General features: G+C 70.9%; 23 protein-coding genes. 6 read left to right on the forward strand and 17 right to left on the reverse strand.

What is annotated here, in order from left to right; all coding sequences use genetic code 11:
- Nucleotides 1-5 precede the first annotated feature (5 nt).
- Nucleotides 6-1,424: a TrkH family potassium uptake protein gene (locus tag AB8M85_RS02350; protein WP_372697155.1), complete on the forward strand. Its 1,419-nt coding sequence runs from the start codon at nt 6-8 to the stop codon at nt 1,422-1,424.
- The gene (locus AB8M85_RS02355) at nt 1,417-2,088 is read left to right on the forward strand and encodes a TrkA family potassium uptake protein (protein WP_372697156.1); all 672 of its coding nucleotides are present in this window, start codon (nt 1,417-1,419) and stop codon (nt 2,086-2,088) included. The genes AB8M85_RS02350 and AB8M85_RS02355 overlap by 8 nt, the downstream gene beginning before the upstream one ends.
- A 55-nt stretch (nt 2,089-2,143) precedes the next feature.
- On the opposite strand, the gene proC is transcribed toward AB8M85_RS02355, so the two are convergent.
- The 6 genes from proC to AB8M85_RS02385 form a co-directional block, all read right to left on the reverse strand.
- On the reverse strand, nt 2,144-3,007 hold the full coding sequence (proC, locus tag AB8M85_RS02360) for a pyrroline-5-carboxylate reductase (protein WP_372697157.1): 864 nt from the start codon (nt 3,005-3,007) through the stop codon (nt 2,144-2,146).
- A 47-nt stretch (nt 3,008-3,054) separates the two neighbouring features.
- Nucleotides 3,055-3,882 carry a sugar phosphate isomerase/epimerase family protein gene (locus AB8M85_RS02365; RefSeq protein ID WP_372697158.1) on the reverse strand — a complete coding sequence of 276 codons (828 nt, stop codon included), beginning with the start codon at nt 3,880-3,882 and terminating at the stop codon, nt 3,055-3,057.
- A gap of 17 nt (nt 3,883-3,899) precedes the next feature.
- A complete protein-coding gene (locus AB8M85_RS02370) occupies nt 3,900-4,919 on the reverse strand; it encodes a Ppx/GppA phosphatase family protein (RefSeq protein WP_372697159.1) in 1,020 nt (339 codons plus the stop codon).
- A gap of 17 nt (nt 4,920-4,936) precedes the next feature.
- Complete coding sequence (topA, locus tag AB8M85_RS02375; protein ID WP_372697701.1) at nt 4,937-7,675, reverse strand: type I DNA topoisomerase; 2,739 nt, start codon at nt 7,673-7,675, stop codon at nt 4,937-4,939.
- Nucleotides 7,676-7,805: 130 nt separating this feature from the next.
- Nucleotides 7,806-8,447 (reverse strand): ArsR/SmtB family transcription factor, encoded by a 642-nt coding sequence (locus tag AB8M85_RS02380; protein ID WP_372697160.1) that lies wholly within the window; start codon nt 8,445-8,447, stop codon nt 7,806-7,808.
- 11 nt (nt 8,448-8,458) lie between these two features.
- Complete coding sequence (locus AB8M85_RS02385) at nt 8,459-10,120, reverse strand: methyltransferase (protein WP_372697161.1); 1,662 nt, start codon at nt 10,118-10,120, stop codon at nt 8,459-8,461.
- A 97-nt stretch (nt 10,121-10,217) separates the two neighbouring features.
- Between AB8M85_RS02385 and AB8M85_RS02390 the strand changes: the two genes are divergently transcribed.
- Nucleotides 10,218-10,751 carry a GNAT family N-acetyltransferase gene (locus AB8M85_RS02390; RefSeq protein WP_372697162.1) on the forward strand — a complete coding sequence of 178 codons (534 nt, stop codon included), beginning with the start codon at nt 10,218-10,220 and terminating at the stop codon, nt 10,749-10,751.
- Here the strand turns inward: AB8M85_RS02390 and AB8M85_RS02395 are convergent.
- Nucleotides 10,706-11,632 carry a rhodanese-related sulfurtransferase gene (locus AB8M85_RS02395; protein WP_372697163.1) on the reverse strand — a complete coding sequence of 309 codons (927 nt, stop codon included), beginning with the start codon at nt 11,630-11,632 and terminating at the stop codon, nt 10,706-10,708. The genes AB8M85_RS02390 and AB8M85_RS02395 overlap by 46 nt on opposite strands.
- Nucleotides 11,633-11,858: 226 nt before the next feature.
- On the opposite strand from AB8M85_RS02395, the gene AB8M85_RS02400 reads away from it, so the two are divergent.
- Together AB8M85_RS02400 and AB8M85_RS02405 are read left to right on the forward strand one after the other, a co-directional pair.
- Complete coding sequence (locus tag AB8M85_RS02400; RefSeq protein ID WP_372697164.1) at nt 11,859-12,524, forward strand: GNAT family N-acetyltransferase; 666 nt, start codon at nt 11,859-11,861, stop codon at nt 12,522-12,524.
- Between the two features lie 47 nt (nt 12,525-12,571).
- On the forward strand, nt 12,572-14,902 hold the full coding sequence (locus tag AB8M85_RS02405; RefSeq protein ID WP_372697165.1) for a DEAD/DEAH box helicase: 2,331 nt from the start codon (nt 12,572-12,574) through the stop codon (nt 14,900-14,902).
- On the opposite strand, the gene AB8M85_RS02410 is transcribed toward AB8M85_RS02405, so the two are convergent.
- From AB8M85_RS02410 to ssd, 7 genes are all read right to left on the reverse strand, one after another.
- The gene (locus AB8M85_RS02410) at nt 14,899-15,327 is read right to left on the reverse strand and encodes an Rv3654c family TadE-like protein (protein WP_372697166.1); all 429 of its coding nucleotides are present in this window, start codon (nt 15,325-15,327) and stop codon (nt 14,899-14,901) included. The genes AB8M85_RS02405 and AB8M85_RS02410 overlap by 4 nt on opposite strands.
- Nucleotides 15,317-15,697 carry a TadE family type IV pilus minor pilin gene (locus AB8M85_RS02415; RefSeq protein ID WP_372697167.1) on the reverse strand — a complete coding sequence of 127 codons (381 nt, stop codon included), beginning with the start codon at nt 15,695-15,697 and terminating at the stop codon, nt 15,317-15,319. Before AB8M85_RS02415 ends, AB8M85_RS02410 begins: the two co-directional genes overlap by 11 nt.
- 10 nt (nt 15,698-15,707) lie before the next feature.
- Nucleotides 15,708-15,935 carry a DUF4244 domain-containing protein gene (locus AB8M85_RS02420; protein WP_372697168.1) on the reverse strand — a complete coding sequence of 76 codons (228 nt, stop codon included), beginning with the start codon at nt 15,933-15,935 and terminating at the stop codon, nt 15,708-15,710.
- A gap of 147 nt (nt 15,936-16,082) precedes the next feature.
- Nucleotides 16,083-16,490, reverse strand: a complete 408-nt coding sequence (locus AB8M85_RS02425) for a type II secretion system F family protein (protein ID WP_372697169.1) — start codon at nt 16,488-16,490, stop codon at nt 16,083-16,085.
- A 152-nt stretch (nt 16,491-16,642) separates the two neighbouring features.
- Nucleotides 16,643-17,497, reverse strand: a complete 855-nt coding sequence (locus AB8M85_RS02430; protein ID WP_372697170.1) for a type II secretion system F family protein — start codon at nt 17,495-17,497, stop codon at nt 16,643-16,645.
- Nucleotides 17,485-18,744: a TadA family conjugal transfer-associated ATPase gene (locus tag AB8M85_RS02435; protein WP_372697171.1), complete on the reverse strand. Its 1,260-nt coding sequence runs from the start codon at nt 18,742-18,744 to the stop codon at nt 17,485-17,487. The genes AB8M85_RS02430 and AB8M85_RS02435 overlap by 13 nt, the downstream gene beginning before the upstream one ends.
- Entirely contained in the window at nt 18,741-19,922 is a 1,182-nt protein-coding gene (ssd, locus tag AB8M85_RS02440; RefSeq protein ID WP_372697172.1) for a septum site-determining protein Ssd, read from the reverse strand. Before ssd ends, AB8M85_RS02435 begins: the two co-directional genes overlap by 4 nt.
- Before the next feature lie 132 nt (nt 19,923-20,054).
- On the opposite strand from ssd, the gene AB8M85_RS02445 reads away from it, so the two are divergent.
- Nucleotides 20,055-21,767: a bifunctional 3'-5' exonuclease/DNA polymerase gene (locus AB8M85_RS02445; protein WP_372697173.1), complete on the forward strand. Its 1,713-nt coding sequence runs from the start codon at nt 20,055-20,057 to the stop codon at nt 21,765-21,767.
- Between the two features lie 22 nt (nt 21,768-21,789).
- Here the strand turns inward: AB8M85_RS02445 and AB8M85_RS02450 are convergent, their stop codons facing one another.
- Genes AB8M85_RS02450 through AB8M85_RS02460 form a run of 3 tightly spaced genes read right to left on the reverse strand, consistent with a single transcriptional unit; the run spans nt 21,790 to nt 24,748 of the window.
- Complete coding sequence (locus AB8M85_RS02450) at nt 21,790-22,569, reverse strand: CoA pyrophosphatase (protein WP_372697174.1); 780 nt, start codon at nt 22,567-22,569, stop codon at nt 21,790-21,792.
- Nucleotides 22,566-23,396 (reverse strand): endonuclease III, encoded by an 831-nt coding sequence (gene nth / locus AB8M85_RS02455; RefSeq protein ID WP_372697175.1) that lies wholly within the window; start codon nt 23,394-23,396, stop codon nt 22,566-22,568. Before nth ends, AB8M85_RS02450 begins: the two co-directional genes overlap by 4 nt.
- Nucleotides 23,397-23,398: 2 nt before the next feature.
- Nucleotides 23,399-24,748, reverse strand: a complete 1,350-nt coding sequence (locus tag AB8M85_RS02460) for a hypothetical protein (protein ID WP_372697176.1) — start codon at nt 24,746-24,748, stop codon at nt 23,399-23,401.
- Between the last annotated feature and the right edge of the window lie 47 nt (nt 24,749-24,795).

Raw genomic sequence — 24,795 nt, forward strand, 5'->3', positions numbered from 1 at the left:
AGAACATGTCGTCCCCACTGCAACCCACCGCGCTGACGTGGGCGAACGCCGTGCCGCGCTTCCTCCAATGGTCCCGTGATTTCGTCGACGCGCTGGCCGCGACGTCGCCGGCGCGGCTGGCCATCGTCGTCTTCGCGTTGGTCATTGCCCTGTTCACCACCCTCCTGTCCCTGCCGATTGCCTCGGCCAGCGGCGAGTACACCCCCTTGCACGACGCGCTGTTCACCGCCACCTCGGCGGTATGCGTGACCGGCTTGACCGTGGTCTCGACCGCGACCCACTGGTCGTTCTTCGGCCAGGTGGTCATCATCGTGGGCATCTTCATGGGCGGCCTGGGCATCCTGACGCTGGCGTCGGTGCTGTCGCTGGCCGTGAGCAAGCGGTTGGGGGTGCGCGGGAAGCTGCGCGCCCAGGAGGCCATGAACATCCAGAACGTCGGCCGGCTGGGCGAAGTCGGCACGCTGCTGCGGATCGTGATCACCACCTCGGTGGCCATCGAGGCGCTGTTGGCGCTGGCCCTGGCCCCGCGGTTCCTGGTGCTCGGCGAGCCCTTCGGCCGGGCCATCTGGCATGGGGTCTTCTACGCCATCTCGGCCTTCAACAGCGCCGGTTTCACCCCGCATTCGGACGGGCTTGTCCCCTACGAGACCGACTTGTGGGTGCTCATCCCGCTGCTGGTCGGGGCGATCATCGGCTCGCTGGGGTTCCCGGTGCTCATGGTGCTCATCGTCTATCGCGGCCGCGTGCGCAAGTGGAACCTGCATACGAAGCTGACAGTGGTCGTCTCCGCCATCCTGTTGGTCCTGGGCACGGTGGGCTGGGGCGCGATGGAGTGGAACAACCGGGCCACGATCGGGGGGATGTCGTTGTGGGACAAGCTCATCCATTCGTTCTTCGCCTCGGCCATGACCCGCTCGACGGGGTTCAACCTGGTGGACCAGAACCAGCTCGAGGCCCCCACGATGCTGTTGACCGATGCCCTGATGTTCGCCGGCGGCGGTTCGGCCTCGACTGCCGGCGGCATCAAGGTCACCACGATCGCCGTGATGTTTTTGGCCATCGTCGCCGAGGCGCGCGGCGACCGGGACATCAGGGCCTTCGGCCGGCGGATCCCGGAGAGCACGATGCGGGTGGCGATTTCCGTCGTCGTGCTCGGGGCCACCCTGGTCAGCGTCGCCACCGGGCTGCTGCTGGCCATCAGCGGCGAACCCATGGACCGCGTGCTCTTCGACTCGATTTCGGCCTTCGCGACCGTGGGGTTGAGCACCGGCCTGGCCGCCGAGCTGCCGCCGGAGGGCAAGTACGTGCTCTCCGCGCTCATGTTTGCCGGCCGCGTGGGCACCATTACACTGGCGACGGCGTTGAGCCTGCGCCAGCGGAACCAGCTCTACCACTACCCCGAGGAAAGGCCGATCATTGGCTGAGAACAAATCGGACCACAACGCCCCCGTCCTGGTCATCGGGCTCGGCCGTTTCGGCGCAGCCGTGGCGGAGCAGCTGGTGCGGCAGGGCCGCGAGGTCCTGGCCATCGAGCGCAACCAGGAACTGGTGCAGAAGTGGGCCGGGACGCTGACCCACGTGGTCGAGGCGGATGCGACAAACGTGGATGCTTTGCGCCAGCTCGGCGCCCAGGACTTCACCTCGGCCGTCGTCGGGGTGGGCACCTCGATCGAGTCCTCGGTACTGATCACCGTCAACCTCGTCGACCTCGGCGTGGAGCACCTCTGGGTCAAGGCGATCACGCCCTCGCACGGGAAGATCCTCTCGCGGATCGGCGCCAACCACGTGGTCTACCCCGAAGCCGACGCCGGGGTGCGGGCCGCGCACCTGGTCGGGGGGCGCATGCTGGACTTCATCGAGTTCGACGACGGGTTCGCGATCGTGAAGATGTACCCGCCGAAGGAGACCCAGGGGTTCACGCTGGGTGAATCGCAGGTCAGGTCCAAGTACGGCGTGACCGTGGTGGGCGTGAAGTCACCGGGCGAGGACTTCACCTACGCCCAGCCCGACACCAAGGTCACGCGGCGCGACGTGCTCATCGTCTCCGGCCACGTCGACCTGCTCGAGCGGTTCGCCTCCCGCCCGTAGCGCCCCCCGGGGCACCACCTCTGGACGGGGCCGGGACGCGGTGGGCCTGCCGGGCTCAGCCGGCCAGTTCGCGGGTGATCTGTGCGGCCCGCTCCGCGGCGGCACGGGCACCGGCGGCGATTCCGGCGGGGATGCCGGCGGCGTCGAAGCCCTCAAGGGCCGCCTGGGTGGTTCCGTTGGGGCTGGTGACCGCGGTGCGCAGCGCCGAAGCGTCGGCCTGGGGATCGTCGAGCATGGCACCGGCACCGGCCACCGTGGCGCGCGCCAGGTCGCGGGAGAGCCCGGCGTCCAGGCCGAGGGCCTCGCCGGCCTCGGCCATGGCCTCGGCCAGGTAGAACGCGTAGGCCGGGCCGGATCCGCTGACGGCGGAGACGGCATCGAGCTGCTCCTCGGCGACCTGCCGGACCAGTCCCGCTCCGGAGAAGAGCTCCGTGACGGCCTCGACGTCGGCCGCGGTGGCCGAGGTCCCGCCGGCCAGCGCGACCACGCCCTTGCCCACGGTCAGGGGCGTATTCGGCATGGAGCGCACGACCGGCTGCCCGGCCGGCAGCGCCGCCTCGATCATCGCGACGGTCACCGCGGCGGCCACGCTGACCACGACGGTGCCCGGGGACAGCGACGCGGCGATGTCGCGGCAGGCGTCCTGGATCCCGACGGGCTTGACGCCGAGGAAGACGACATCGGCCCCGGCGACGGCCGTGCCGTTCGCCTCCGGGTCCTCGCCGGTGGCCAGCGTCCGGACTCCGGTGTCCGCGGCGATCCGGGCGGCCTTCTCCGGCCCGCGGACGGTGGCCGTGATCTGCCCGGGGTCGAATCCGCCGGCGAGGATGCCGCGCAGGATCGCCCCGTTCATGTTGCCGGTGCCGACGAAGGCCAGGCGTTGGATGGTCCGGGGGCTGGAGGTGTTCGAGGGTGCCATGGCCCCATTTTTGCACGGCGGGCCCACCGCCGTCCCGCGCGGGACCGTCAGGAGGCGTGCGTGGAGGAGTCGGCGGGTGCCTCGGCCGTGGCGGGTGCCAGGTGCTGGCGGGCGAAGCGCAGCGTTTCGGCCAGCCATTCCTCGCGTTCACCGGCCCCCTTGGCCTTCCGGGTGGAGACCTCGACGACGACGTGGCCGTCCCAGCCGCTGTCCCGCAGGTGCTCCATGGCGGCCACGACCGGCTGGGTGCCCCGTCCGGGGACCAGGTGTTCGTCCTTGCCGTTGTCCAGGCCGTCACACAGGTGCACGTGGCTGAGCCGGTCGCCCAGTTCCTTCACCGATGCGAAGGAGTCGACGTCGGCGATGGCCGCGTGCGAGAAGTCCCAGGTCACGTAGTCGTACGGCTGCGGCACCGGGTCCCAATGCGGCAGGTACATCTTCGTCTCACGGCCCCGCGCCCGCCACGGGTACATGTTCTCGACGGCGATGCGCACCCCGTGCTCGTCCATGATGCGGTTGACGCCCTCGGCGAAGCCGGTGGCGTAGCTGCCCTGCCAGCGGAACGGCGGGTGGACCACGACGACGTCGCACCCCACCTCGCGGGCCATGGCCGCGGACTTCTCGATCTTCGACCAGGCACCGCCCCAGACCTGCTGGGTCAGCAACAGGGTCGGGGCGTGGATCGCCAGGATCGGCTGGTCGTAGCGGGAACTGAGTTCGTTGAGCCTGCGGGGGTCCTGGGAGAGGTGGTTGCCCGTGACGAGGACCTCCACGCCGTCGTAGCCCAGGTCGCGGGAGACCGCGAAGGCGTCGTGGACGTTCAGCGGGAACACCGACGCGCTGGATAGTCCGACCTGTATCGAGTCCTTCGACATCGCCTGGCTCCCTCGTCTCATTCGGTGGCGCCCCTGGCGGGCAGCCCGGGCAGCTGGCCCAGTTCGACCTGGCCTACTCCCACGCTACTCCCCAGAGGCAGCGGACCGTCAAAGATCAGGTGGTCGAAGCGGCGCAGGACCAGCCCCTCGCGCAACGCCCAGGGGCAGATGCGCACCGACTTGATGCCGAGGACGTTCATCGCGGTGGATGCGACGATGGCCCCGGCGAGCATCTGCTCGGCGCGGATCTCCGAGACGCCGGGCAGCTCGCTGCGTTCCCGGGCGGACATCGCCTCCAACCGGCGGCCCCACAGCTTCAGGTCCTCCAGCCGCAGGACGCGCTTGACGTGGATGCCGTCGTCGCTGGGGGCCGCGCCGGTGATCCGGGCCAGCGACCTGAACGTCTTGGAGGTGCCGGTGACCAGCGTCGGTTTCGGCCGTTCGGCGATCTGGGCCAGGGGCCCGGCGAGCGTCTCCTTCACGTAGGAGCGCAGCGCCTTCACGTCGGAGGTCCGGGGCGGGTCCCCCGGCAGCCAGTCGCGGGTCAGCCGCCCGGCCCCCAGCGGGACCGACAGGGCCAGTTCGGGGAATTCGTCCGTCCCGTAGGCCATTTCGAACGAGCCGCCGCCGATGTCCAGGTCGAGGATTCGCTCCGAGCTCCAGCCGAACCAGCGGCGCACCGCGTAGTAGGTCATGCCGGCCTCCTGCTCGCCCGAGAGCTCGGTGAGCCGGATCCCGGTCTGCTCCACGACGCGTTCGAGGACCTCGCGTCCGTTGCTGGCGTTGCGGATGGCCGAGGTGCAGAAGGCGAGCAGGTCCTCGGCACGGTGCCGGGTGGCGAAGCGCGCGGCCTCGTGCACGAAGTCGAGCAGTTCGCGCTGGCCCTCCTCGGTGATGGCACCGTCGTCGTCCAGGTAGGCCACCAGGGACAGCGGGCGCTTGTGCGAGGCAAAGGCGGTGGGACGCGCCCCGGGGTAGGCATCGATGAGCAGCAGGTGCACCGTGTTGGACCCGATGTCCAAAACGCCCAGTCGCATTGCCTACCCCGCCCGCGCTACTTCTTCTTGGCGGTGGACCGCTTGGCCGGGGCCTTGCGCGCGCCGCGCTTCACCGGGCCCTTGGCGCGCTTGTCGGCCAGCAGCTCGATGGCCCGTTCGCGGGTCAGCTCCTCCAGCGGCGTATCGCGCGGGACCGTGATGTTGGTGGTCCCGTCGGTGATGTACTCCCCGAACCGGCCGGCCTTGACCACGATCGGCTTCTCCGAGACCGGGTCGGTGCCGAACTCCGCCAGCGGCGGGGTCGCCGCCCGTCCGCCGCGCTGCTTCGGCTGCGCGTAGATCTCCAGTGCCTGCTCGAGGGTGATCGTGAAGATCTCCTCCTCGGTGCCGATGGAGCGCGAGTCGGTGCCCTTCTTCAGGTACGGGCCGAACCGCCCGTTCTGCACGGTGATCTCCACGCCTTCGGCGTCGGTGCCGACCACGCGCGGCAGCGAGATGAGCTGCAGCGCGTCCTCGAGGGTGACCGTCTCCAGCGACATGGACTTGAACAGCGACCCGGTGCGCGGCTTGACCTTCGCCGGTTTCTTCGGCGGCTTGGGCTTGCCGTTCTTGTAGTACTCGACCGGTTGCGCGGCGAGTTCCTCGGCCGTGGGCTCGACAATGACCTCGGTGACGTAGGGCCCGTACCGGCCGTCCTTGGCCACGATCTCGCGCCCGGTTTCCGGGTCAGTGCCCAGTTGCCGTTCGGAGGGCCCGGAGTTCTCCATCAGCTCGATGGCCTTCTCGGCGGTGAGCTCGTCCGGGGCCAGGTCCTCGGGGACGTTGGCGCGTTCGGGTTCGCTGCCCTCCGGCGCGTCGGCCGGCAGCGGGCGTTCCAGGTACGGGCCGAACTTGCCCACCCGCAGCACGATGCCCGGCGCGATGTCGATCGAGTTGATGGCCCGGGCGTCGATGTCGCCCAGGTTCTCCACGATGCCCTGCAGGCCCGCGCCGGCGGTGGCGCCGAAGTAGAAGTCCTTCAGCCAGGCCGAGCGGGCGACGTGGCCCTTGGCGATCTCGTCCAGGTCGTCCTCGAGCCGGGCGGTGAAGCCGTAGTCGACGTATTGCGCGAAGTGCTCCTCGAGCAGGCGGATCACCGAGAACGCGATCCAGCTCGGGACCAGGGCCCCGCCGCGCTTGGTGACGTAGCCGCGGTCCATGATCGTGGAGATCGTCGGGGCGAAGGTCGACGGGCGGCCGATCTCGCGTTCCTCGAGTTCGGCCACGATGGAGGCCTCGGTGTAGCGCGGCGGCGGGGAGGTCTCGTGTCCGCTGGCGGTGATGTCGGCGGCATTCAGCCCATCCCCGGAGGCCACCTGCGGGAGCCGGCGTTCGGCGTCGTTCTCGGCTTCCTCCTGCGCGGAGGTGTCCTTGCCCTCCTCGTAGGCGGCCATGAACCCGCGGAAGGTGATCACGGTGCCGGAGGCCGAGAATTCGGCGCGGCGGCCGTCGGCTGCGTCGCCGGCAAGCCGGACGGAGGCGGTCGATCCCTTGGCGTCGGCCATTTGGGAGGCGACGGTGCGCTTCCAGATCAGCTCGTAGAGCTTGTACTCGTCGGCGCCGAGCTGGGACTTCACGTCGCGCGGACGGCGGAAGGCGTCGCCGGCGGGGCGGATGGCCTCGTGGGCCTCCTGGGCGCTGTCTGACTTGGACTTGTACACGCGCGGCTTGGCCGGGACCGAGTCCTGCCCGTAGAGCTCGGCGGCCTGCTTCCGCGCCGCCGAGACGGCCTCGTTGGAGAGGAAGACCGAGTCGGTACGCATGTAGGTGATGTAGCCGTTTTCATACAGCCGCTGGGCCACCTGCATGGTCGACTTCGAGGACCACCGCAGCTTGCGCGAGGCCTCCTGCTGGAGCGTGGAGGTCGTGAACGGGGCGGCGGGGCGCCGCGTGTAGGGCTTGGTGTCGACCTTGGTGACGGCGAAGTCGGAGCCCTCCAGGCCGGTGGCCAGGGAGGTCGCCGCGGCCTCGTTCAAATGCACGACGGCGGTTCCCGACTTCGGGGTCTTCAGCCCCCCACGGTCGTCGAAGTCCCGGCCTGTGGCGACCCTGCCGCCGTCCACGGCGACCAGCTTGGCGCGGAAGGATTCCCCGGCCGCGGTGGCGAATTCGCCGGACAGGTCCCAATAGGAGGCCGAGCGGAAGGCCATGCGTTCGCGCTCGCGTTCGACCACCAGCCGGGTGGCCACCGACTGCACGCGTCCGGCGGACAGGCCACGGGCGACCTTGCGCCACAGCACCGGGGAGATCTCGTAGCCGTAGAGGCGGTCGAGCACGCGGCGGGTTTCCTGGGCGTCGACCAGGTCGGTGTCCAGGTCGCGGATGTTCTCCATGGCCCGGGCGATGCCCTCTTTGGTGATCTCGGTGAAGGCCAGCCGGTAGACCGGCACCTTGGGCTTGAGGACCTGGAGCAGGTGCCACGCGATGGCTTCGCCTTCGCGGTCCGCATCGGTGGCCAGATAGAGTTCGTCGGCATCCTTGAGCTCGGCCTTGAGCTCGGAGACCTTCTTCTTCTTGTCCGGGTACACCACGTAGTACGGCTCGAAGTCGTTTTCCAGGTCGACGGCGAACTTCCCCACCGGGGACTTCTTCAGTTCCGTCGGCAGTTCCGAGGGCTGTGGAAGATCCCGGATGTGACCGACGGATGCGTCCACGACGAAGCCCTCGCCCAGGTACTTGGCGATGGACTTGCTCTTGGCCGGTGACTCGACGATCACGAGCTTCTTGCCGGTCTTTTCCTTGGCCTTGGCGGGCACAACTCTCCTATTTGCAGCTGACGGCACGCCCATCGGGGCGCGCCTGCTCATTCTTGCACTAGGTTAGCCGGTTCCGGGACACGAACCGCAAGCCGTGCGGTCCGGTGTGGCCAATGCCGCGTTGCGCCGCTCAGCCGTCGGCGCCCCGCTTTTCCGGCAGGAACGAGAGCATGTAGTAGACGCGTTCGCCCTCGACGCCGCGCTCCTCCGGGTCGGCCATGGCCTCGTATTCGTCGACCAGGGCATAGACGCGTTTGGCGAACTCGTCCTGGAGTTCCTGACGCAGGAACACCATGCCCGTGGTCAGGACCGGTGCCCGTCCGGGAGCGGGCTCGATCCCGGCCTTTCGTTCGGCGTCGCGGCGGTTGATCTCGGCAGTCAAGCGCTCACGGAAGGCATTGAGCTGGACATTGAGGAAAGCGTTCTTGGCCGCGATGGAATCGGTCAGGGAGCCCACCACCAGCTGGTCGCCGGCGGCCTTCCAGCGGCGCTCGTGGCCATCGCCTTCGCTGGCAGCCCGTTCGACGTAGCCGTACTTCTCCAAGGCCCGCAGGTGGTAGCTCATGGCGCTGGGGGTGAGGTTGCAGCGCGAGGCGAGTTCGGTGGCGGTGCGGGTCGACTGTGACGCAAAGAGCTCCTCGAGGACCTCGAGCCGGGCCTCGTGGGCCAGCGCCCGGATGGCTTGCGGGTCGCTGATGACCACGGGATTGTCGGTTTGTCGCCGAACGCTCGCCTCGTCGGGCGGAGGTCCCACGGATGTGTTCTGCGTCATGTGGAAAAACTTTAGCCTTTGTTTCGCATTTCCGTGAGGAACCCCTGGGTAACAAGTCGGCCAACACTGGCCAGTAGGTTGGCCGTGGTCTCCTGCGGGTCGCCCTCGACCAGGGAGGCGACCGCCTGCGCCAGGACCCCGGCGCTGTATTCCCCGTCGCAGGCGGAAACGAATCCCGCCTCGGCGGAACTGAGCAGCGTCGTCCGGCGCAGCCCCGCGCCCTGCCGCAGGAGGATGACCCCGGGATGCGGGGCGCCGGGCCGCTGGTGGCGTTCCTCCGTCACGTCCTCGGCCACGGTGAGGACCAGCCCGGCGGCTTCCTGCCCGGCCAGCGCATCCGTCGCCGCGATCTGCGCCGCCAGATGCGGGGCGATGGGCTGTTCGATGGCGTGGACGATCTCCTCGAAGCGGATGCCGAACGTCGGGCCCCCGGGCAGGACCGGTCGGCGCAGCCACAACAACCCGAACCCGATCCCCGAGACGTCCCGGGAGGCGAAATCGGCGAGGTAGTCCCGGTACGCGGTGGCGTAGGCATCCCGGTCCCGTCCCTGCGACGCGTCGCGCAGCCACGTTTCGGCGTAGAGTTCCGGTTCCGTCTGGTCCCGCAGGATGAGCCAGGCGTCGTGGTCCGGCGCGATCCATGACTTCGGGCGCCGACCCCACGTCATGGTGGACTTATCATCAGGGGACTCGTCGACCGTCCCGGTTCCGGTGGCGTCGTGGTCCGCGTCCGCCTCCCGGATTTCCCAGTTGGCGAGCAATTGTGCCGTCCCACCCGGTGCGAGCACTTCCGGCAGCCCGCGGACGAGCGATTCCACCAGCGAATCGGCGGGCATGCCCCCGTCGCGGTAGGTGAACTGCTCCTCCGCCCGTTCCCCGGCATGGCGCGGGGTGATGACGAAGGGCGGGTTGGAGACGACCAGGTCGAACTGTTCGTCCGCGACGGGTTCGAGCAGGGACCCGAGTCGGAGCTGGACGCGGTCCTCCAGCTGGCGGGGGTCCAGCCCCAGGGCTTCATGGTTGAGCAGCAGGTTGAACCGGGTGAAGGCCAGGGCGCGTGCCGAGATGTCGGTGGCCACGATCCGCCGGCAATGGGACAACAGGTGGAAGGCCTGGATCCCGCAGCCGGTCCCCAGGTCCAAGGCATGCTCGACGGGTCGGCGGATGACGGCCTGGGCCAGGGTCAAGGAGGCGTTGCCGATGCCCAGCACGTGGTCGTGGCGCAGGACACCGGGCCGCTGGTGGGCACCGAGGTCGCTCGCCACCCAGAGCTCGGCATCGACGTCGCTGGCATGCGGGCGCACGTCCACCGCCGCGCGGAAGAGACCGTCCTCGGGCTCGATGAGCCCAAGTCGAAGCAGGCCCGCGTGTCCCGCCCGGGGGAAGGAACCGTCGAGTTGACCAGCATCGAACGACATCCCCAGCAACCACAGTCCTACCGCGTAGGCCAGCGATCCGCCGTCGCCGCGTTCCAGCAGGCCCTGGACGACCAGCAGGGCGGGGACGAGCTGGTCCCGGCCCAGGGCGTCGTGGGCCGCGTCCCCCAGCAGCCCGGTCACGGCATCATGCCTGTACCCGACGGCGCGCAGGTCGTCGGCCAGGCGGTCCAGCAGATCCTGGTCGTCGCTGCGCGGGGCATGGTCAATGACGGCGAAGGCATCCGAAGTATTCACGCAGCCGATCCTAGTTGCGGATAGGCTTCCGGTGCACCGACTCTTTCGACACTTCCGAGGAGCCCCGTTGACGCTGGTAACCACGACTTCCCTACAGATGGAATCAGCCGCTGCGCTGCGTCCCGCCGGACGCGGGCTGCCGGAGAGGGCACGCATCGAACTGGCCCAGGGCATCACCCCGGAATTCTCCAAGTTCCTCTACCGTTCGGTGGGCAGCCGGTGGAACTGGACCGATCGCCTGTCGCTGACCCGCGGGCAGTGGGCGGATCGGGTGGGCCGGCCGGGCAGCGAGACCTGGGTGCTGACGGTCGAGGGGGCGCCGGGCGGGTATATCGAGCTCGCCGGATCGCCCGATGGCGTGGTGGAGATCGTGTATTTCGGCTTGTTCCCCGAACAGCTCGGACGGGGGCTCGGAGGCGTGCTGCTCAGTGAGGGAACCGCCAGGGCCTGGGACCTGCATGCGAGGTGGGAGGGCTTCTCTGCGGTACATCGCGTCTGGGTGCACACGTGCTCCCTCGACGGCCCGGCGGCCTTGGCCAACTACCGGGCCCGGGGCTTCGAGGTCTTTGCGGTCGACGAGGCCGATCAGGCCGTCGCCGATGCCTCCACGGGGCTGTGGCCCGAAGCGTAGCAATCCGGGCAGAGCCGCAAGGAGTCGTCGCCGGCGCATTCCGGGCAGAAGAGCCTCAGCTTGCGGCAGGAGGCGGTGGCACAGTTCTCGAATTTGTTCGTTGGCGCCTCGCAGCCCACGCACCGGCCCACCGTCACCGATTCCGGGGTGAATTCCAGGTGCATGCGCCGGTCGAAGACGTAGAGCGAACCCTCCCATAGCCCACGGTCCCCGTATTGCTCGCCGTAGCGGACGATCCCGCCCTGGAGCTGGTAGACCTCGCGGAATCCCCGCTTGACCATGAGCGCGGAGAGGACCTCGCAGCGGATGCCCCCGGTGCAGTAGGTGACCACCGGCTGGTCCTTGAGCCCATCGTATTTGCCCGAATCGAGTTCGCGGATGAAGTCATGGGTCGTCTCCACCTGGGGCACGACGGCGTCCCTGAACTTGCCGATCTGCGCCTCGAACGCATTCCGCCCGTCGAAGAACACCACGTCCTGGCCGACGGCCCGCCGCGCGTCGACCAGGTCGTGGACCTGCTCCGGGGTCAGGTGCCGCCCGCCGCCCTGGACCCCGTCCTCGGTGACCACCAGTTCCCCGGGGGCCCCGAAGGAGACGATCTCCCGGCGCACCTTGACCGAGATCCGCGGAAAATCCTCCGCCGAGCCCGCGCTCCACTTGACGTCGAGGCGGTGGAAGGCCGGGTATTCGCGGGTGGCCTTCACATACTGCTTCACCGCCGAGATCTCCCCACCTGCTGTTCCGTTGATCCCGTCCTTCGAGACCAGGATGCGTCCGCGAAGGCCCCACTTCTCCAGCAGGGTGCGTTGCCACAGGCGGATGGCCTCCGGATCGGGCAGGGGCGTGAACGAGTAGAAGAGGACAATGCGGTGCTGGGCCATTTGTTAAGGGTACGGCGGCCGCGCCGACGGCGTCGCACCGTTGTTGTGCGCGCCACGGCCGGCCCTCCGCGTCCTGCAGCGCGGCGGCCCCGGGGCGCCCCCCCGACACGGGGTGCTCGACACCCGGACCCGGGCGATAGCCGACGATGTTAACAATTCGCTACCGGTTGGCAACAGTTCCGGCATCCGCTCCCCCAACATCCGGTCACCGGGTAGTGTCTGGAGTATGGGATCGACTGCGAACGACAATCTGATTGGCATCTGGGTCACGGGCTGGGTAGGCGCCCGCGGCTATGAAAGCCGCCAGGAAGGGCGCGTCCATGCCGCCCTGCGCCATGACACCAGCGGCGACTGGGAGTACATCATCCACGAGCCGAGCTCGGAGGAGCTCGTGGCCGTCGGCGAGACGCTGAACAAGCATCCCGCGCGCCGGATGACCGCTGTGACCGGCGATTCCCACGGGGTCAGCGAGGCCGCGATGGTCGCGGGCCTGAACGTTGTTGCCGCCGAAGAGGCGCTGATGGTGGCGGACATGTCAGGCCAGGACGTCGAGGCACCGCGGCCGGCCGAGGGTTTCACGATCGAAACCGAACGCGACGGCAAGCACTCGTACGTCTCGATCCACCTCGAGGACGATCCCGAGGTCGTTGCGGCCAGCGGCCATGTGGCCGTAGTCGAGGAGTTCGCGGTCTTCGACAGGATCATCACAGCACCCGAGTTCCGCCGCCGCGGCCTGGGCAGCCTGGTGATGCGCGCCCTGGTCGCGCTGGCCTTGGAGCACGACGTCGAAGAGGGCCTGCTGGTGGCCTCGGTGGACGGCCAGGCCCTGTACCAATACCTGGGCTGGACGCCCATTGGCACCATCGTCACGCTCGAGGGCAAGAAGGACTGATTGACGGCGGTCCTCCAGCTGTCGGTGCGCGGTGCCACAATGATGCGGTGACAGAACAGTACGAACTCATTCCGCAGCTGGGCCACGGGCCATCCCCGGAATCGCTGCGCCACCTGCGCGTCGTCCCGGCCCGCGAGGCCGTCCATGGACCGTGGCCGGAGTGGGCCCACCCGGACGTCGTGGAGGCGTTCGGCAGGTGCGGGGTGGCGACGCCGTGGTTGCACCAGGTCCAGGCCGCCCTGGCTGCACACGATGGCGAGCACACCATTGTGTCCACCGGTACCGCCTCCGGGAAGTCGCTGGCCTACCAGTTGCCGGCGCTGGATGCGATTCACCGGTCCGAACTCGACCCGGCGGTGGCGCTGGAGGCCACCGGGACCACTGTGCTGTATCTCTCGCCGACCAAGGCGCTGGCGGCCGACCAGCTGTCCGCCCTGGCCGGCTTCGCCTTGCCCACCCTGAAGGTTGCCGCCTACGACGGGGACACCGATCCCGGCGAGCGACGGTGGATCCGGGACCATGCGAACTTCGTGCTGACTAACCCGGACATGCTCAACTTCGGGATCCTGCCCAACCATCCGGGATGGGCGCGCTTTTTCCGTCGCCTGGCCTACGTCATCGTCGACGAGGCCCACAGCTACCGCGGCGTCTTCGGATCACACGTGGCCAACCTGCTGCGCCGCCTGCGGCGGATCTGCGCATACTACGGTTCGGACCCCGTCTTCGTCGGGGCCTCGGCGACCAGCTCGGAGCCGGGGACATCGTTCGGGCTCCTCATCGGCGCCCAGGCCACCGAGGTGACCGTCGACTTCTCGCCCCATGGGCAAACCGTGGTCGCCCTGTGGGAACCGCCGCTCACCGACACCCGTGGGGAAAACGGCGCGCCGACACGACGGACCGTCATCGCCGAGACCGCCGACCTGTTGGCCAATCTCGTGAGCGGCCAGGTCCGCACCATCGCCTTCATCAAATCCAGACGCGGCGCGGAAACCATCTCCGCCATCGCCCGGCGCCTGGTGGACGAGGTCCATCCGTCCCTTCCCGGACGGATCGCCGCCTACCGTTCCGGCTACCTGCCGGAGGAACGACGGGTTCTGGAGCGCCAGTTGCGCACCGGTGAACTGCTCGGCATCGCCTCGACCTCGGCGCTGGAACTCGGTATCGACGTCGCAGGGCTCGATGCCGTCCTCGTCGCCGGGTGGCCCGGGACACGGGCGTCCTTCTTCCAGCAGATCGGACGCGCCGGCCGGGCCGGACAGGACGCCCTGGCTGCATTCGTTGCCAGCGACGACCCGCTCGATACCTTCCTGGTCAACCATCCAGAGGCCATTTTCGACACGTCCGTCGAAGCCACGGTGTTCGACCCGTCGAATCCGTACGTCCTGGGACCGCACCTCTGCGCTGCCGCCGCGGAGCAGCCGCTGCGACTCGAGGAGGTCCAGTTATTCGGTGAGACGGCCCAGGAATTGCTCGATGGGCTGGTTGAACGCGGCTACCTGCGGCGCAGGCCCTCCGGATGGTTCTGGACGCACCCGGAAAGCGCTGCCTCGCTGGTCAACCTGCGGGCGGACGGCGGGGGCCCGATGAACATCATCGACGCACGAACCGGGGTCCTGCTCGGGACGATGGACTCCCCACAGACCCAGTACCAGGCCCACACCGGAGCCGTCTATGTCCACCAGGGGGCAACCTATGTGGTGGAGGAGCTCAACGAACGGGACCACTGCGTCCTGGTGAACCGCGCGAACCCCGACTACTACACCCAAGCCCGGGACATCACGACCATCGACGTGCTGGAGGTACAACGCACCCTGGATTGGGGCCCGGTCCAAGTCCACTTCGGCGATGTCAAGGTCACCACCCAAGTGGTTTCCTTCCAGCGCAAGGCAGTGGTCAGCAACGAAGTCCTGGGCGAGGAGCCGCTGGAACTGGAGGCCCGGGACCTGTTCACCAAGGCGATCTGGTTCACCGTCCCCGAGCGGGAAATGGCCGCTGCCGGCATCCTTCCCGATGCAGCCCCCGGAGCCCTGCACGCCGCCGAGCATGCCTCCATCGGCCTGCTGCCGCTGGTCGCCTCGAGCGACCGGTGGGATATCGGAGGCGTCTCCACTGCATTGCACATGGACACCGGCATGCCGACGATCTTCGTCTACGACGGGTATCCCGGCGGTGCCGGGTTCGTCGAACGTGCCTTCGACCGGGCCACCACCTGGCTGAACGCCACACGGGAGGCGATCACCGCCTGCGGCTGCGACACCGGGTGCCCGTCCTGCGTCCAATCGCCCAAGTGCGGCAACCGCAACAACCCGCTCGACAAGGCCGCTGCGGTCACGCTCCTGGGGCTGCTGTTGCGCCACGCATCCGCGGCGGGGGCCTAGCCGGGAGGAGCCCACGGCTGGGTGGGCGGCCCCGCACGGGCGCGCCCGGAGGCGTCGATGCCCACGCGCGCCAGCCAGTCGGCCGCCGGTCCCACCGGCACACTGGTCCAGACGTCGACGATGACTCCGTCGTCGGAACGCCGGCACCCCTCCAGCCGCGCCCCGTTGCGCCTGGCCGTCTCGGAGGCCACCGCGCACGGCTCCCCCGGGGCCAGGCCACGGGCGGCATCCGCCGCCGCCAGCGCCGCCAGGTCGGCGGCGGTCGCCGCCCGACCGGCCGCGGAGGCAACGGAGGCCAACGTCAGGATGACGAGCAGCCCGAAGACCGCCACGGCCGCCAGCCCGACCACCAGCAGGGTCCCCGAACCTGCTGTGCCTTGCACCTCGTGCGGTCGCGTCGCGGATCCAGAGGCCTCACGGAGCATGGCCGCCCGTCCTTCCGGTCCCGGCGTCCTCGGGTCGGGCCTCGGCCCGCGCCGTGAGCACCAGCAGTTCCGGACCGCCGAACCAGGGCAGAGTGATGGGAATGCTGACCTCCACCCTCCGGTAGGTGCCCGCTGCTCCGACGCGGAAACGCGCGTCCTCCCCGGCGAGCCGCTGCCCGGCCTGAACGGCAGACGCGGTCGGCTCGCCGCGGGCGATCTCACGGGCTGTGGCGCGCGCCGCCTGCTCCAGCCGGACCTGGGTCATGCCGCATACGCCGGCCCCGAGGACCAAGGCCATCAGGGCCGCGACGGCCGGCAGCAGCACGGCGAACTCCGCCGTGCTGCTGCCTCCTTGCGATCTAGTGGCCATCTCAGGGCGCCTAGAAGGACAGGGCCTGCCGGACCAGGCCCATCAGCAGCTCGCGGACACCGCCGCTGCTGAGGATGCCGACCAGCAGCCCGGCAAAGCCGACGGCCGCCAGTGCGACGATGGCGAATTCGGCGGTGGCGATGCCTTCTTCCCCGGCGAGGTCGGTCTTGCCGCCGGCCGTCGACTCCGGGTCCTGCGGCATGCCCGCAGGCGGCGTTGTGGAGGTGTTCTCGTTCATGGCTCTTTCTACCTTCCGTGGATACCGGCCCCGCCTCGGGGCCTGACACCACTCTGGGTCCCCCTGGCCGGCCCCGCCCCGGCGCTGGCTCCGGTTCTGGATAACGCGGCCGTCTGCGCCCCTGTGAGGGGCCGGTGGCGAATTGGCCTACCCAAGTGCCGGGAGCAGCGCCATCACCACGGGGACAATTCCCAGGCAAATGAAGGCCGGCAGAGCACAGGTGCCCAGCGGGACGACCAGCTTCACCCCCAACTCGGCGGCCCGCTTCTCCGCGTTCCGCGCCTCCCGCCGCCGTTCCTGCTCGGCGGCTGCCCGCAGCAGGTCCGCCGTGGCGGCTCCGGTGAGGTGTGCGAAGGCCAGCGCCTCCCCCAGCCCGCGCAACGCCGCAGGCGCGGTTTGCCACGAGCGGTGCCATCCGAGGCCGAGATCCAAGGAGCGCACCACCGGTTGCAATCCCCGGCATGGTCCAACGTCCCGGGCCAGCGTGCCCAGCACGCCGTCCACCGGCAGGCCCGCATCGAGCAGGGTGGCGGCGAGTTCAAGCAGCAGGGGCACATCCGCCGGATCCGGTGGTTCCCCACCCGGACCGTCCGCAGGCGGTCCGGAGCCGGAGCCGGCGGAATGGGGTGCCGGTTCCCGGTGCCACCACGGTCCCGCTGCGCACCAGGCGGCCGCCGCTGCCAGGAGCACTGCCAAGCAGGCCGCGATCATCCGCGGGCCTTGCGGGGGCGCGGGTGTCCGTGTGGCCGGGCGCCAGCCAGCAACCGTCGGCACCAGAAGCCATTTGCCCACCACAGGGCGGCCCCCGCTGCCAGGCAGGCCCGGCCGGTGGCCGTGCCGGTGAGCAGCGCCAAGGGCTCGGCTCCCATGAGTTGGGCCAGTCCCAGGCCCAGGGCCGGCAACCAGGCCAGGAGCTTCTGGGTCATGCGTGGGCCGGCCAGGGTGGCCTCGAGCGCACGCCGGCGGTCCTGCTCCGCCTCGAGCTGGTCGGCCAGCCGATTCAGCAGGTCACCCAGCGGAGCACCCGTGGATTCGGAGAGCCGAATACACCAATCCAGCCGCTCCCAGGCGTGGCGGTATCGCGGTGAAGAACGCAGATGCCGGTCCACCCCCGCCGAGGGACCGGCGCCGGTGGCGTGCGCGACGCGGGCAGCACGGCAGGCCGCAATGATGTCCCCGGCGGCCGCTTCGGCCGGTGCGGGTCCATTCCTCCGGCCGGCGGATGGCCTGCCGTCGCCGCCTTCCGCCCCCGCGGCCTGCCGCGCACTCCAGGTGTCCTCGAGCAATGTCCAGGCCTCGGCCGGATGCCGGCCGGAGCGCAGGAGCGCCGCAAGGTGGCGGAAGGCCTCAACATGGCCGTCCAGCGCCGCTTCCCGTCCGGCCCGGCGGGACCGAAGCAACGCCAAGGCAGGTGCCTGATGCCCCGGCCCGGCACTGCGACCCACGCGCGGGCGCTGACCCCCGCCGGGTCCGTGCCGGCGCCGCCGCCAGGGATGGGATGGCGGGAGCAGCCAGCAGGCCGCGCCGGCCAGCACGGCGGCGAGGGCCATCACCATGGACATGGGATGGACTTCTCTGCGAGGGCCTCGGCGAACCATGCGGCAGCCGGTCCGGGATGCAGGCACGATCCGGCATCCTGGCGGACCACCGGGGACACGGTGATGAATCCCCTCCCGTCGGGGACCAGCCGCCCCAATTCGAGCGGCGACCGGCGCCCGGCGACGCGCCCCATGTGGACGACGAGGTCCAGTGCGCTGGCCGCCTGCACGGCGAGCGCGGAACCGCTCATGCCGGCCAGTGCGGCCAGGGCGGCCAGCCGGGCGGGGACGGCTCCGGCCGAGCTGGCATGGACGGTTCCCCCGGCTCCGTCGTGCCCGGTGTTCATGGCCGTCAGGAAGTCCGCGACTTCGGGTCCCCGGCATTCGCCCACGACCAGGCGGTCGGGCCGCATCCGCAGGGCCTGGCGGACCAGGTCGGTCATCCTGACTTCGCCGGCTCCCTCGATGTTCCCGGTGCGGCATTGCAGGCTGACCACGTGCGGATGGGCCGGCTCCAGCTCGCGGGCGTCCTCAACGATCAGCAGGCGTTCCGTGGGGGCTGCTTCCCCCAGGAGGGCCCCGAGCAGGGTCGTTTTCCCGCTACCGGTTCCACCGCTGACCAGGAAGTTCATTCGTGCCCGCACCACCGCCCGCAAGATGGGGTGCCAGGGGTTGGTGCTTCCCCCGGGCAGGACGGACCCCAGGCCCGCGGATTTCCCCGCCCGGATCCGTACGGAGATCAGCGGGCCACCTGCGGAGATGGGCGGCAGGACGGCGTGGATGCGGTACCGTCCCACGACGACGTCGGCAAAGGGCTGGGCACTATCCAGTCGTCGGCCTCCGGATGCTGCGAGGCGAACGGCCAGGGTGCGGATCTGCTCGGGCTCGGGGAACCGGAGCGTGGTGGGCAGCAGCCCATCCGTGCCGTCCTTCCAGACCCGTCCGTCGGCGTCGACGAGGACGTCGGTGGTGCCCGGCTCGTCGGCGATCGGCTGCAGCGGCCCCAAGCCCTGCAGGTCCTCCTGGAGCATGCGGATGACCTGGGCGGCGCTGCCGCTGCCCACCACCAGACCGGAGGCCCTGACGGCGGCGGCGAGGTCTGCTCCCGTGAGCGTCCCGGCACCGGCCAGGGCGCGGCGGCGCACCTCGTCGAGGACCCGTTCATCCAGACCGCCAGCCGGTCCCCTCGCGGTCTCGCCCCCGGCAGGGGCCCACCGGCGACGGCCGCTGGGCTGGGCGCCGGGTTCGGGGCTGGGCAGGGCGGCGGTCATGCCGCCACCTGCCGCGCGTCGGGTGCTGCAGTGTCCGATCCGAGGGTCCATGCCACGAGCCATTCGATCCGGCGCCGCGTCCGGGGCCGCACCAGTGCCGTCCCCAGGCGACCTTCGGCAGCTGCAGCGGCCAGTGCGGGCATCGGCGGGACATAGGCGAGCAGTTCCAGCCCGGAGGCCGACGCGACCCGGGCGGCGTCGGCTCCGGCGGGCAACCGGCCGGTGACGACCAGGCGCCAGGGCGCCCGCCCCTCCCGTCCTCCCGGGGCCAGCGGCTGCCCGGGGCCCGGCGTGGCCGCCGAGGCCACCACGACAACGGAGTCGGCCAGGCCCGCCAGCGTCTCGTCGAGCCCCGCGATCCGGCCGACGTCGACTACCACGCTGTCATAGGTCCGGCGGGCGGCCGCGAGGACCTCGTTCACGGTCGCCTTGGGCAGCGGGACGGGAGCACCGCCGGTCCACGTCAGCACCGCGGTGCCGGCCACATCCGGCAGGATGCCCGCGAGGTGCCCGGGGGCGATGCGTCCGTGGGAGCGCGTCAGGTCTTCCCAGCCCACTCCGATGGTTCTCTGCCGACCCAGCAGCGGCCAGATCCCGTTGCTGTGCGGGTCGGCGTCGACCACGAGGCTGCGCACGCCCCGCCGGCCGCCGGCCAGGCCGGCGAGGACCGCCAGCGTGGTGGTGCCGGTGCCGCCGGAGGCCCCCGCGACCAGCGTGACCCGCCCCCGGCCGGCGTGCAGTCCCTGCTCGCCCAGGAATTCGCCCAGCCACGCCGAGGCCTCGGGCAGGATGGCCACGCGAACCCCCGGGTTGCGGGCGGCCGCCCGCCACAGTCCGTCCCGGTCCGGGGCGAAGCCGACCAGAACCACGGGGACCACCGGCCGTTGCGCGGGGTCCGTGTCCGCGGCGTCCGGACCCAGCAGGGCCAGGGTGCAGCCGGCCGGGAGCCTGTCGGGCAGGTACCGTTCGACCACCAGGACCGCCCCGCAGGCCGCGGCGACGAGGGCGACATGGTCGGCCAGCCCGTCGTCCCGGGTCACGAGCAGGCACCCGACCGGTTCCCCGTCCCGGGCGTCGGCCGGCATCCCCGACCCGGGCCACGGGGCGGTGTCGGCAGGAGGCCGGCCCACCACCTCGGCGGTCGGTGGCGGGGGGAGGTAGGCTGGCACGTCATCCATGGATCCACCCTCGCCGTCCCGGCGCACCGGGCGTGCCCCTCGGGGCCATCTTGTGGACGGCGTTCCCGTGGTCCGGTCCGGACCCGGGCTGTGAGGGGGATGAGGGCGTGGCATTCCTGCGAGAATGGACCGGTGCCCGGTTACGCAGTCCTCGCCACCCACACCACCGCCCAGGCGGCCCCCGAGCAGGGGGCGGCCACCGCCGTCGTGCAGTTGTTGGACAAGGACGGCGCGGCACAGGGGCGCCCGGTGGTCCTGGCCCGCAACGAGCTGGCCGGATTCGTGCGGGAACTGGAACCCCGGCGGCCGCGGTGGGTGTGGTCACGGACCGCCGAGTGGTACCCGGACCTGCTGGGGGCCGGATGCACCGTTGAACGGGCCTGCGACCTGGCGCTGTCCCGCGCCATCCTGCGGCACGCACCGGCAGCGGCCGAGACGGAGTACACGATGGGCCTGCGCGCGGAAGGGGCCGACCGGGAGGACGCCGACCCGGTGCTGGCGCTGCCGCCGTCCCGGGTCCCGGAGAACCAGGACGCCCTGTTCTCCGAACCGCAGGACGAGAAGACCTCGGTGGAGGCCGTCGCCGCGGAGTTCGGCGAACAGGTTCGGGCGGTGCCCGCCACCCCACAGGGGCGGCGGCTGCAGCTGCTGCTGGCCGCCGAGTCGGCCGGGGCGCTGGTGGCCGCCGAAATGCGCCACCACGGCATCCCCTGGCGGCACGACGTGCACGAGGCGCTGCTGGCCGACGCGCTCGGTGGCCGGACGGCTGCGGGGGTGCGCCCGGAGCGGCTGGAGGAGCTGGCCGCCGAGCTGCGAGCTGCCCTGGGCGCCCCGCAGCTGAACCCGGATTCCCCGCACGAGCTGCTGCGGGCCCTTCACCGGGCGGGGGTCGACGCCAAGAGCACCGGGCAATGGGAGCTGCGGGACTACTCGCATCCAGCCCTCGAGGTCCTGCAGCGGTACAAGAAGCTCTCCCGGCTGCACACGGCCAATGGCTGGGCGTGGCTCGATGCGTGGGTCCACGAGGGCCGGTTCCGGCCCGAATACGTGGTCGGCGGCGTGGTCACCGGCCGGTGGGCCTCGCGCGGCGGCGGCGCCCTGCAGATCCCGCACACCATCCGCGACGCGGTCCGCCCCGACGCCGAGCACGTGCTCGTGGTGGCCGATGCTGCCCAGCTGGAACCGCGGATCCTGGCCGTGCTGGGCCAGGACGACGGCCTGGCCGCTGCCGCCCGGGGCCGGGACCTCTACCAGGGCATCGCCGACCAGGGCTTCGGCGGTGATCGGGCGCACGCGAAGATCGCGATGCTGGGGGCCATGTACGGATCGACCACCGGGGAAGCCGGCCGGCTCATGCCGCAGCTGACCCGGACGTTCCCGGCCGCCATCGCGGTCCTCGAACGCGCCGCGCGGACGGGGGAGGCCGGCGGGGCCGTGGCCACCTGGCTGGGCCGGGGCTCCCCGGCCGCCTCCGATCGCTGGCTCACCGGGCAGCGGGCCACCTCCGCCGAGGAGCAGCGCCGCGCCGACGGCGCCGCGCGCACCCGGGGACGCTTTACCCGGAACTTCGTGGTCCAGGGCACCGCCGCCGAGTGGGCGCTGTGCTGGCTGGCCGAGATCCGCCTGCAGTTGCGGGCGGCGCGGGCCGCGGGCCGGGACGACGGCGAACTGGTCTTCTTCCTGCACGACGAGGTGATGCTGCATGTGCCCGCCGAGGCCGCCGACCGGGTCGCGGCGATGGTGCAGCAGGCCGCCGAACGGGCCGCGGGGCTGCTGTTCGGGCGGATCCCCGTGCAGTTCCCGGTCGGCGTGGCCGTCGTCGGGTCCTACGCCGACGCGAAATAGCGACTGCGGCGGGGCGCCCGGTTCAGCTGAAGGGGTAGGGACGGCTCCTGGTTTCGTCCCACGGGCGGCTCCACCCCAGGTCGTCGAGCAGGCGGGCCAGCACGATTCCGGTGAAGCCCCAGATGATCCGGCCCTCGATGTCGAAGGCCGGCGAGTGGTGCGTTCGGCCGTCCCTGCTGATCCCCACGCGGAACCGGTTCGCGGGATCGACCAGGTCGGCCACCGGGGCCCGGAAGACCGACGCCGATTCACCGGGGTCGACGGCGAAGACCTCGCTGGGCCGGTCCCACCAGCCGATCACGGGGGTGACGACGAAGTTGGTGACGGGAAGTTCGGCCGCGGGCAGCTCCCCCAGGACCTCGACGCCGTCCGGGTCGAGCCCGGTTTCCTCTTCGGCCTCGCGCAGCGCCGCCGCCACCGACGAGGCATCGGTCGCATCGATGGTCCCGCCCGGGAAGGCGATCTGTCCGGCGTGCTGGCGCAGGGTGGCCGCGCGTTCGACGAACAAGACGTCCAGGTCCGCGGGCACTCTGGTCGCCACTGCGGACGACTCGACCTCGTCGAGCCGGCCGAACAGGATCAGCACCGCCGCCCGGCGCGCCGCCGCGTGGTCCATGCCCTCGAACATCCACGAGGAGGGCACGCGGCTGATCCCGTCGTCGCCGGCTTCCACCAGCGGGCGGTGGCGTTCGATGACGCCCAGCAGGTCGTCGCGGGCGTCCGATCGGGCTTCGGCCCGGGCGGCGGATCCGGTGTGCGCGGAGACGTCGGCGGGTTCGGCCGGACGGGGGCGGGCGCTCATGCTCCCAGTCCGTGGCCCAGCGCCCGTAATTCCCGCCGGGTTTTGCCGTCCCGCATGAGCTCGAGCAGCTCCTCACGGCCGGGGGCGAGCTCGTACTTGAGCAGCTTGGCCGCCTTGACCGGATCGGTTTCGCCCTCCCCATAAGAGGGGCAGAGGGTCGCGACGGGGCACGCCCCGCAGGCCGGCTTTTTCGCGTGGCACACGCGCCGGCCGTGGAAGACGACGCGGTGGGACAGCATGGTCCAGTCGCGCTTGTCGAACAGCGCGCCGACCGCGTGCTCGACCTTGACCGGGTCGGCCTCCTCCGTCCAGCCGAACCGGCGGGAGAGCCGCAGGAAGTGGGTGTCCACCGTGATGCCTGGGACGCCGAACGCGTTGCCCAGCACCACGTTGGCGGTTTTCCGCCCGACCCCTGGCAGGGTGACGAGGTCCTCGATCCGGCCGGGGACCACGCCGTCGTACTCGTCGACGATGGCGCGGGCCATGGCGGTGATGTTGTTGGCCTTGGCGCGGAAGAAGCCGGTGGGGCGGATGAGTTCCTGGACGGCCTCCAGGTCCGCCTCGGCCAGGGCGCGCGGGCTGGGGTAGGCGGCAAAGAGCGCCGGGGTGGTGGCGTTGACGCGCACGTCGGTGGTCTGCGCGGAGAGGATCGTGGCCACGAGCAGCTCGAAGGCGTTGGCGAAGTCCAGCTCCGGGACGGCGTACGGGTACGCCTCGGCAAGGGTCCGGTTGATTTTCCGGGCACGGCGCTTGAGTCCGATCAGGGTCTCGCCGTGGCGCGGGCGGGCCCGCAGCGTCCGGGGTGTCGGGGGCGTCGGGGATGCCACCGTCAGGCCCGCTCGATCCGGCCGAGGTCACGCAGCAGGCCGACGGTCCCGTCGGAGTCCTGGACGACGAACTCGTAGCCGCGGTCTTCCAGGGCCAGGATCCACTCGCCGGGTTCCAGGACGAAGGCGTTGCGGCCGGTGGCCTCGTTCACTGCGGTGCGCCGGTCGGGGACGGCGAACCAGAAGGCCTGCTGCCTGCCGGAGTCCTGCCCGGAGCTGGTGGCGGTGAACGACATCTCGTCCTCCGCCGCCGTGCTCCCGGAGCCCGGGTCGGCGGCGTCGGGTGCGGAATCGGCCCCGGTGCCGGTGGCGGTGGCGGGCATTGCACTGGTCGCGGTCGACGGGACGGCGCTGGTGGCAGGCTCCGACGTGTCGGCCGTTGCCCCCTCGCCTGCCGACGTCGTGTCGGTGGCACCCTCGGTCGTGGTGTCGGCCGCAGCGGAGGCCTCGGCCGCGTTTGCGGTCCCGGTCGTGGTGGTGGCGTCGTCGGTCGCGGTCGCCTCTGCGTCCGATTCAGCGGCGTCGCGCGTGGCCTCGTCCGGTGCCGTGTCCGGTGCCTGTGCGTCCGATCCGTCCTCGCCGTGACCGCTATCCGCGCCGGAACGAGCCGTCGCTGCGGCAGCTGCCGGCTCCGCGGCAACGGGTTCCTCCGTGGCCTCCGGGCGGGGCCAGGAGCCCGGGGCGGGTTCCGGCGTCGCGCTGTGGGTGGCGGCCAGTCCGGCGGCCACCGTCGCATGGGCTTCCGCCCCGCTGGCGGTGTGGCCGTGTCCTGCGGCAGGGGTGTGGCCGTGCCCCGCGGCACCCGGCGTGCCCGCCGACGGCATGGGGTCAGGTGCCCCGTGCGATGGTGCCGTTCCGCGGCGTTCGCTCGGGCGGATCGGGCGGGTGAGCAGGGCTCCCTCCCCGGGGACGAAGTCGAGCACGAACCCGGGGATGTAGGGTGCGGCTGCGGTTCCGGCGGACATGACCAGGGAGCCCAGCAGGCCCAGCAGGAAGGCCGGGTTCATCGACATGACCGAGCTGATGAAGAAGTACAGGATGCCCAGCAGGGACACCACCGAGGCCAGCTGGTCCAGGGTGAGGGATCCGGCAGTGACGCGCGTGCGCCCGGACAGGCGGCGCCAGGCGAAGGCGGCCCCGAGGACCAGCGGCAGGGCCAGTGTCACGAACTGGTTGAACGCCGTCGTATGGAACGTCCAGACATTGGCGTAGGAGCCCTTCCCGATCTCGAAGGGCAGCACCGAACCGATGAGCAGCAGCACGGCGCCGGCCATCACCACGATTTCGCGTAGCGTGAACGGGCCTGCCAGGGCAGGTGCGGTGTCGGACCGGTCGGCGGAGGATGTGGCCACGATGACTCCTTTCGCCGCCATCAGCGTGGCGGGGTGCATTCTGCGTC

It is taken from the genome of Arthrobacter sp. JSM 101049, from assembly GCF_041679245.1.
In the GTDB taxonomy this organism is placed as follows: domain Bacteria; phylum Actinomycetota; class Actinomycetes; order Actinomycetales; family Micrococcaceae; genus Arthrobacter_H.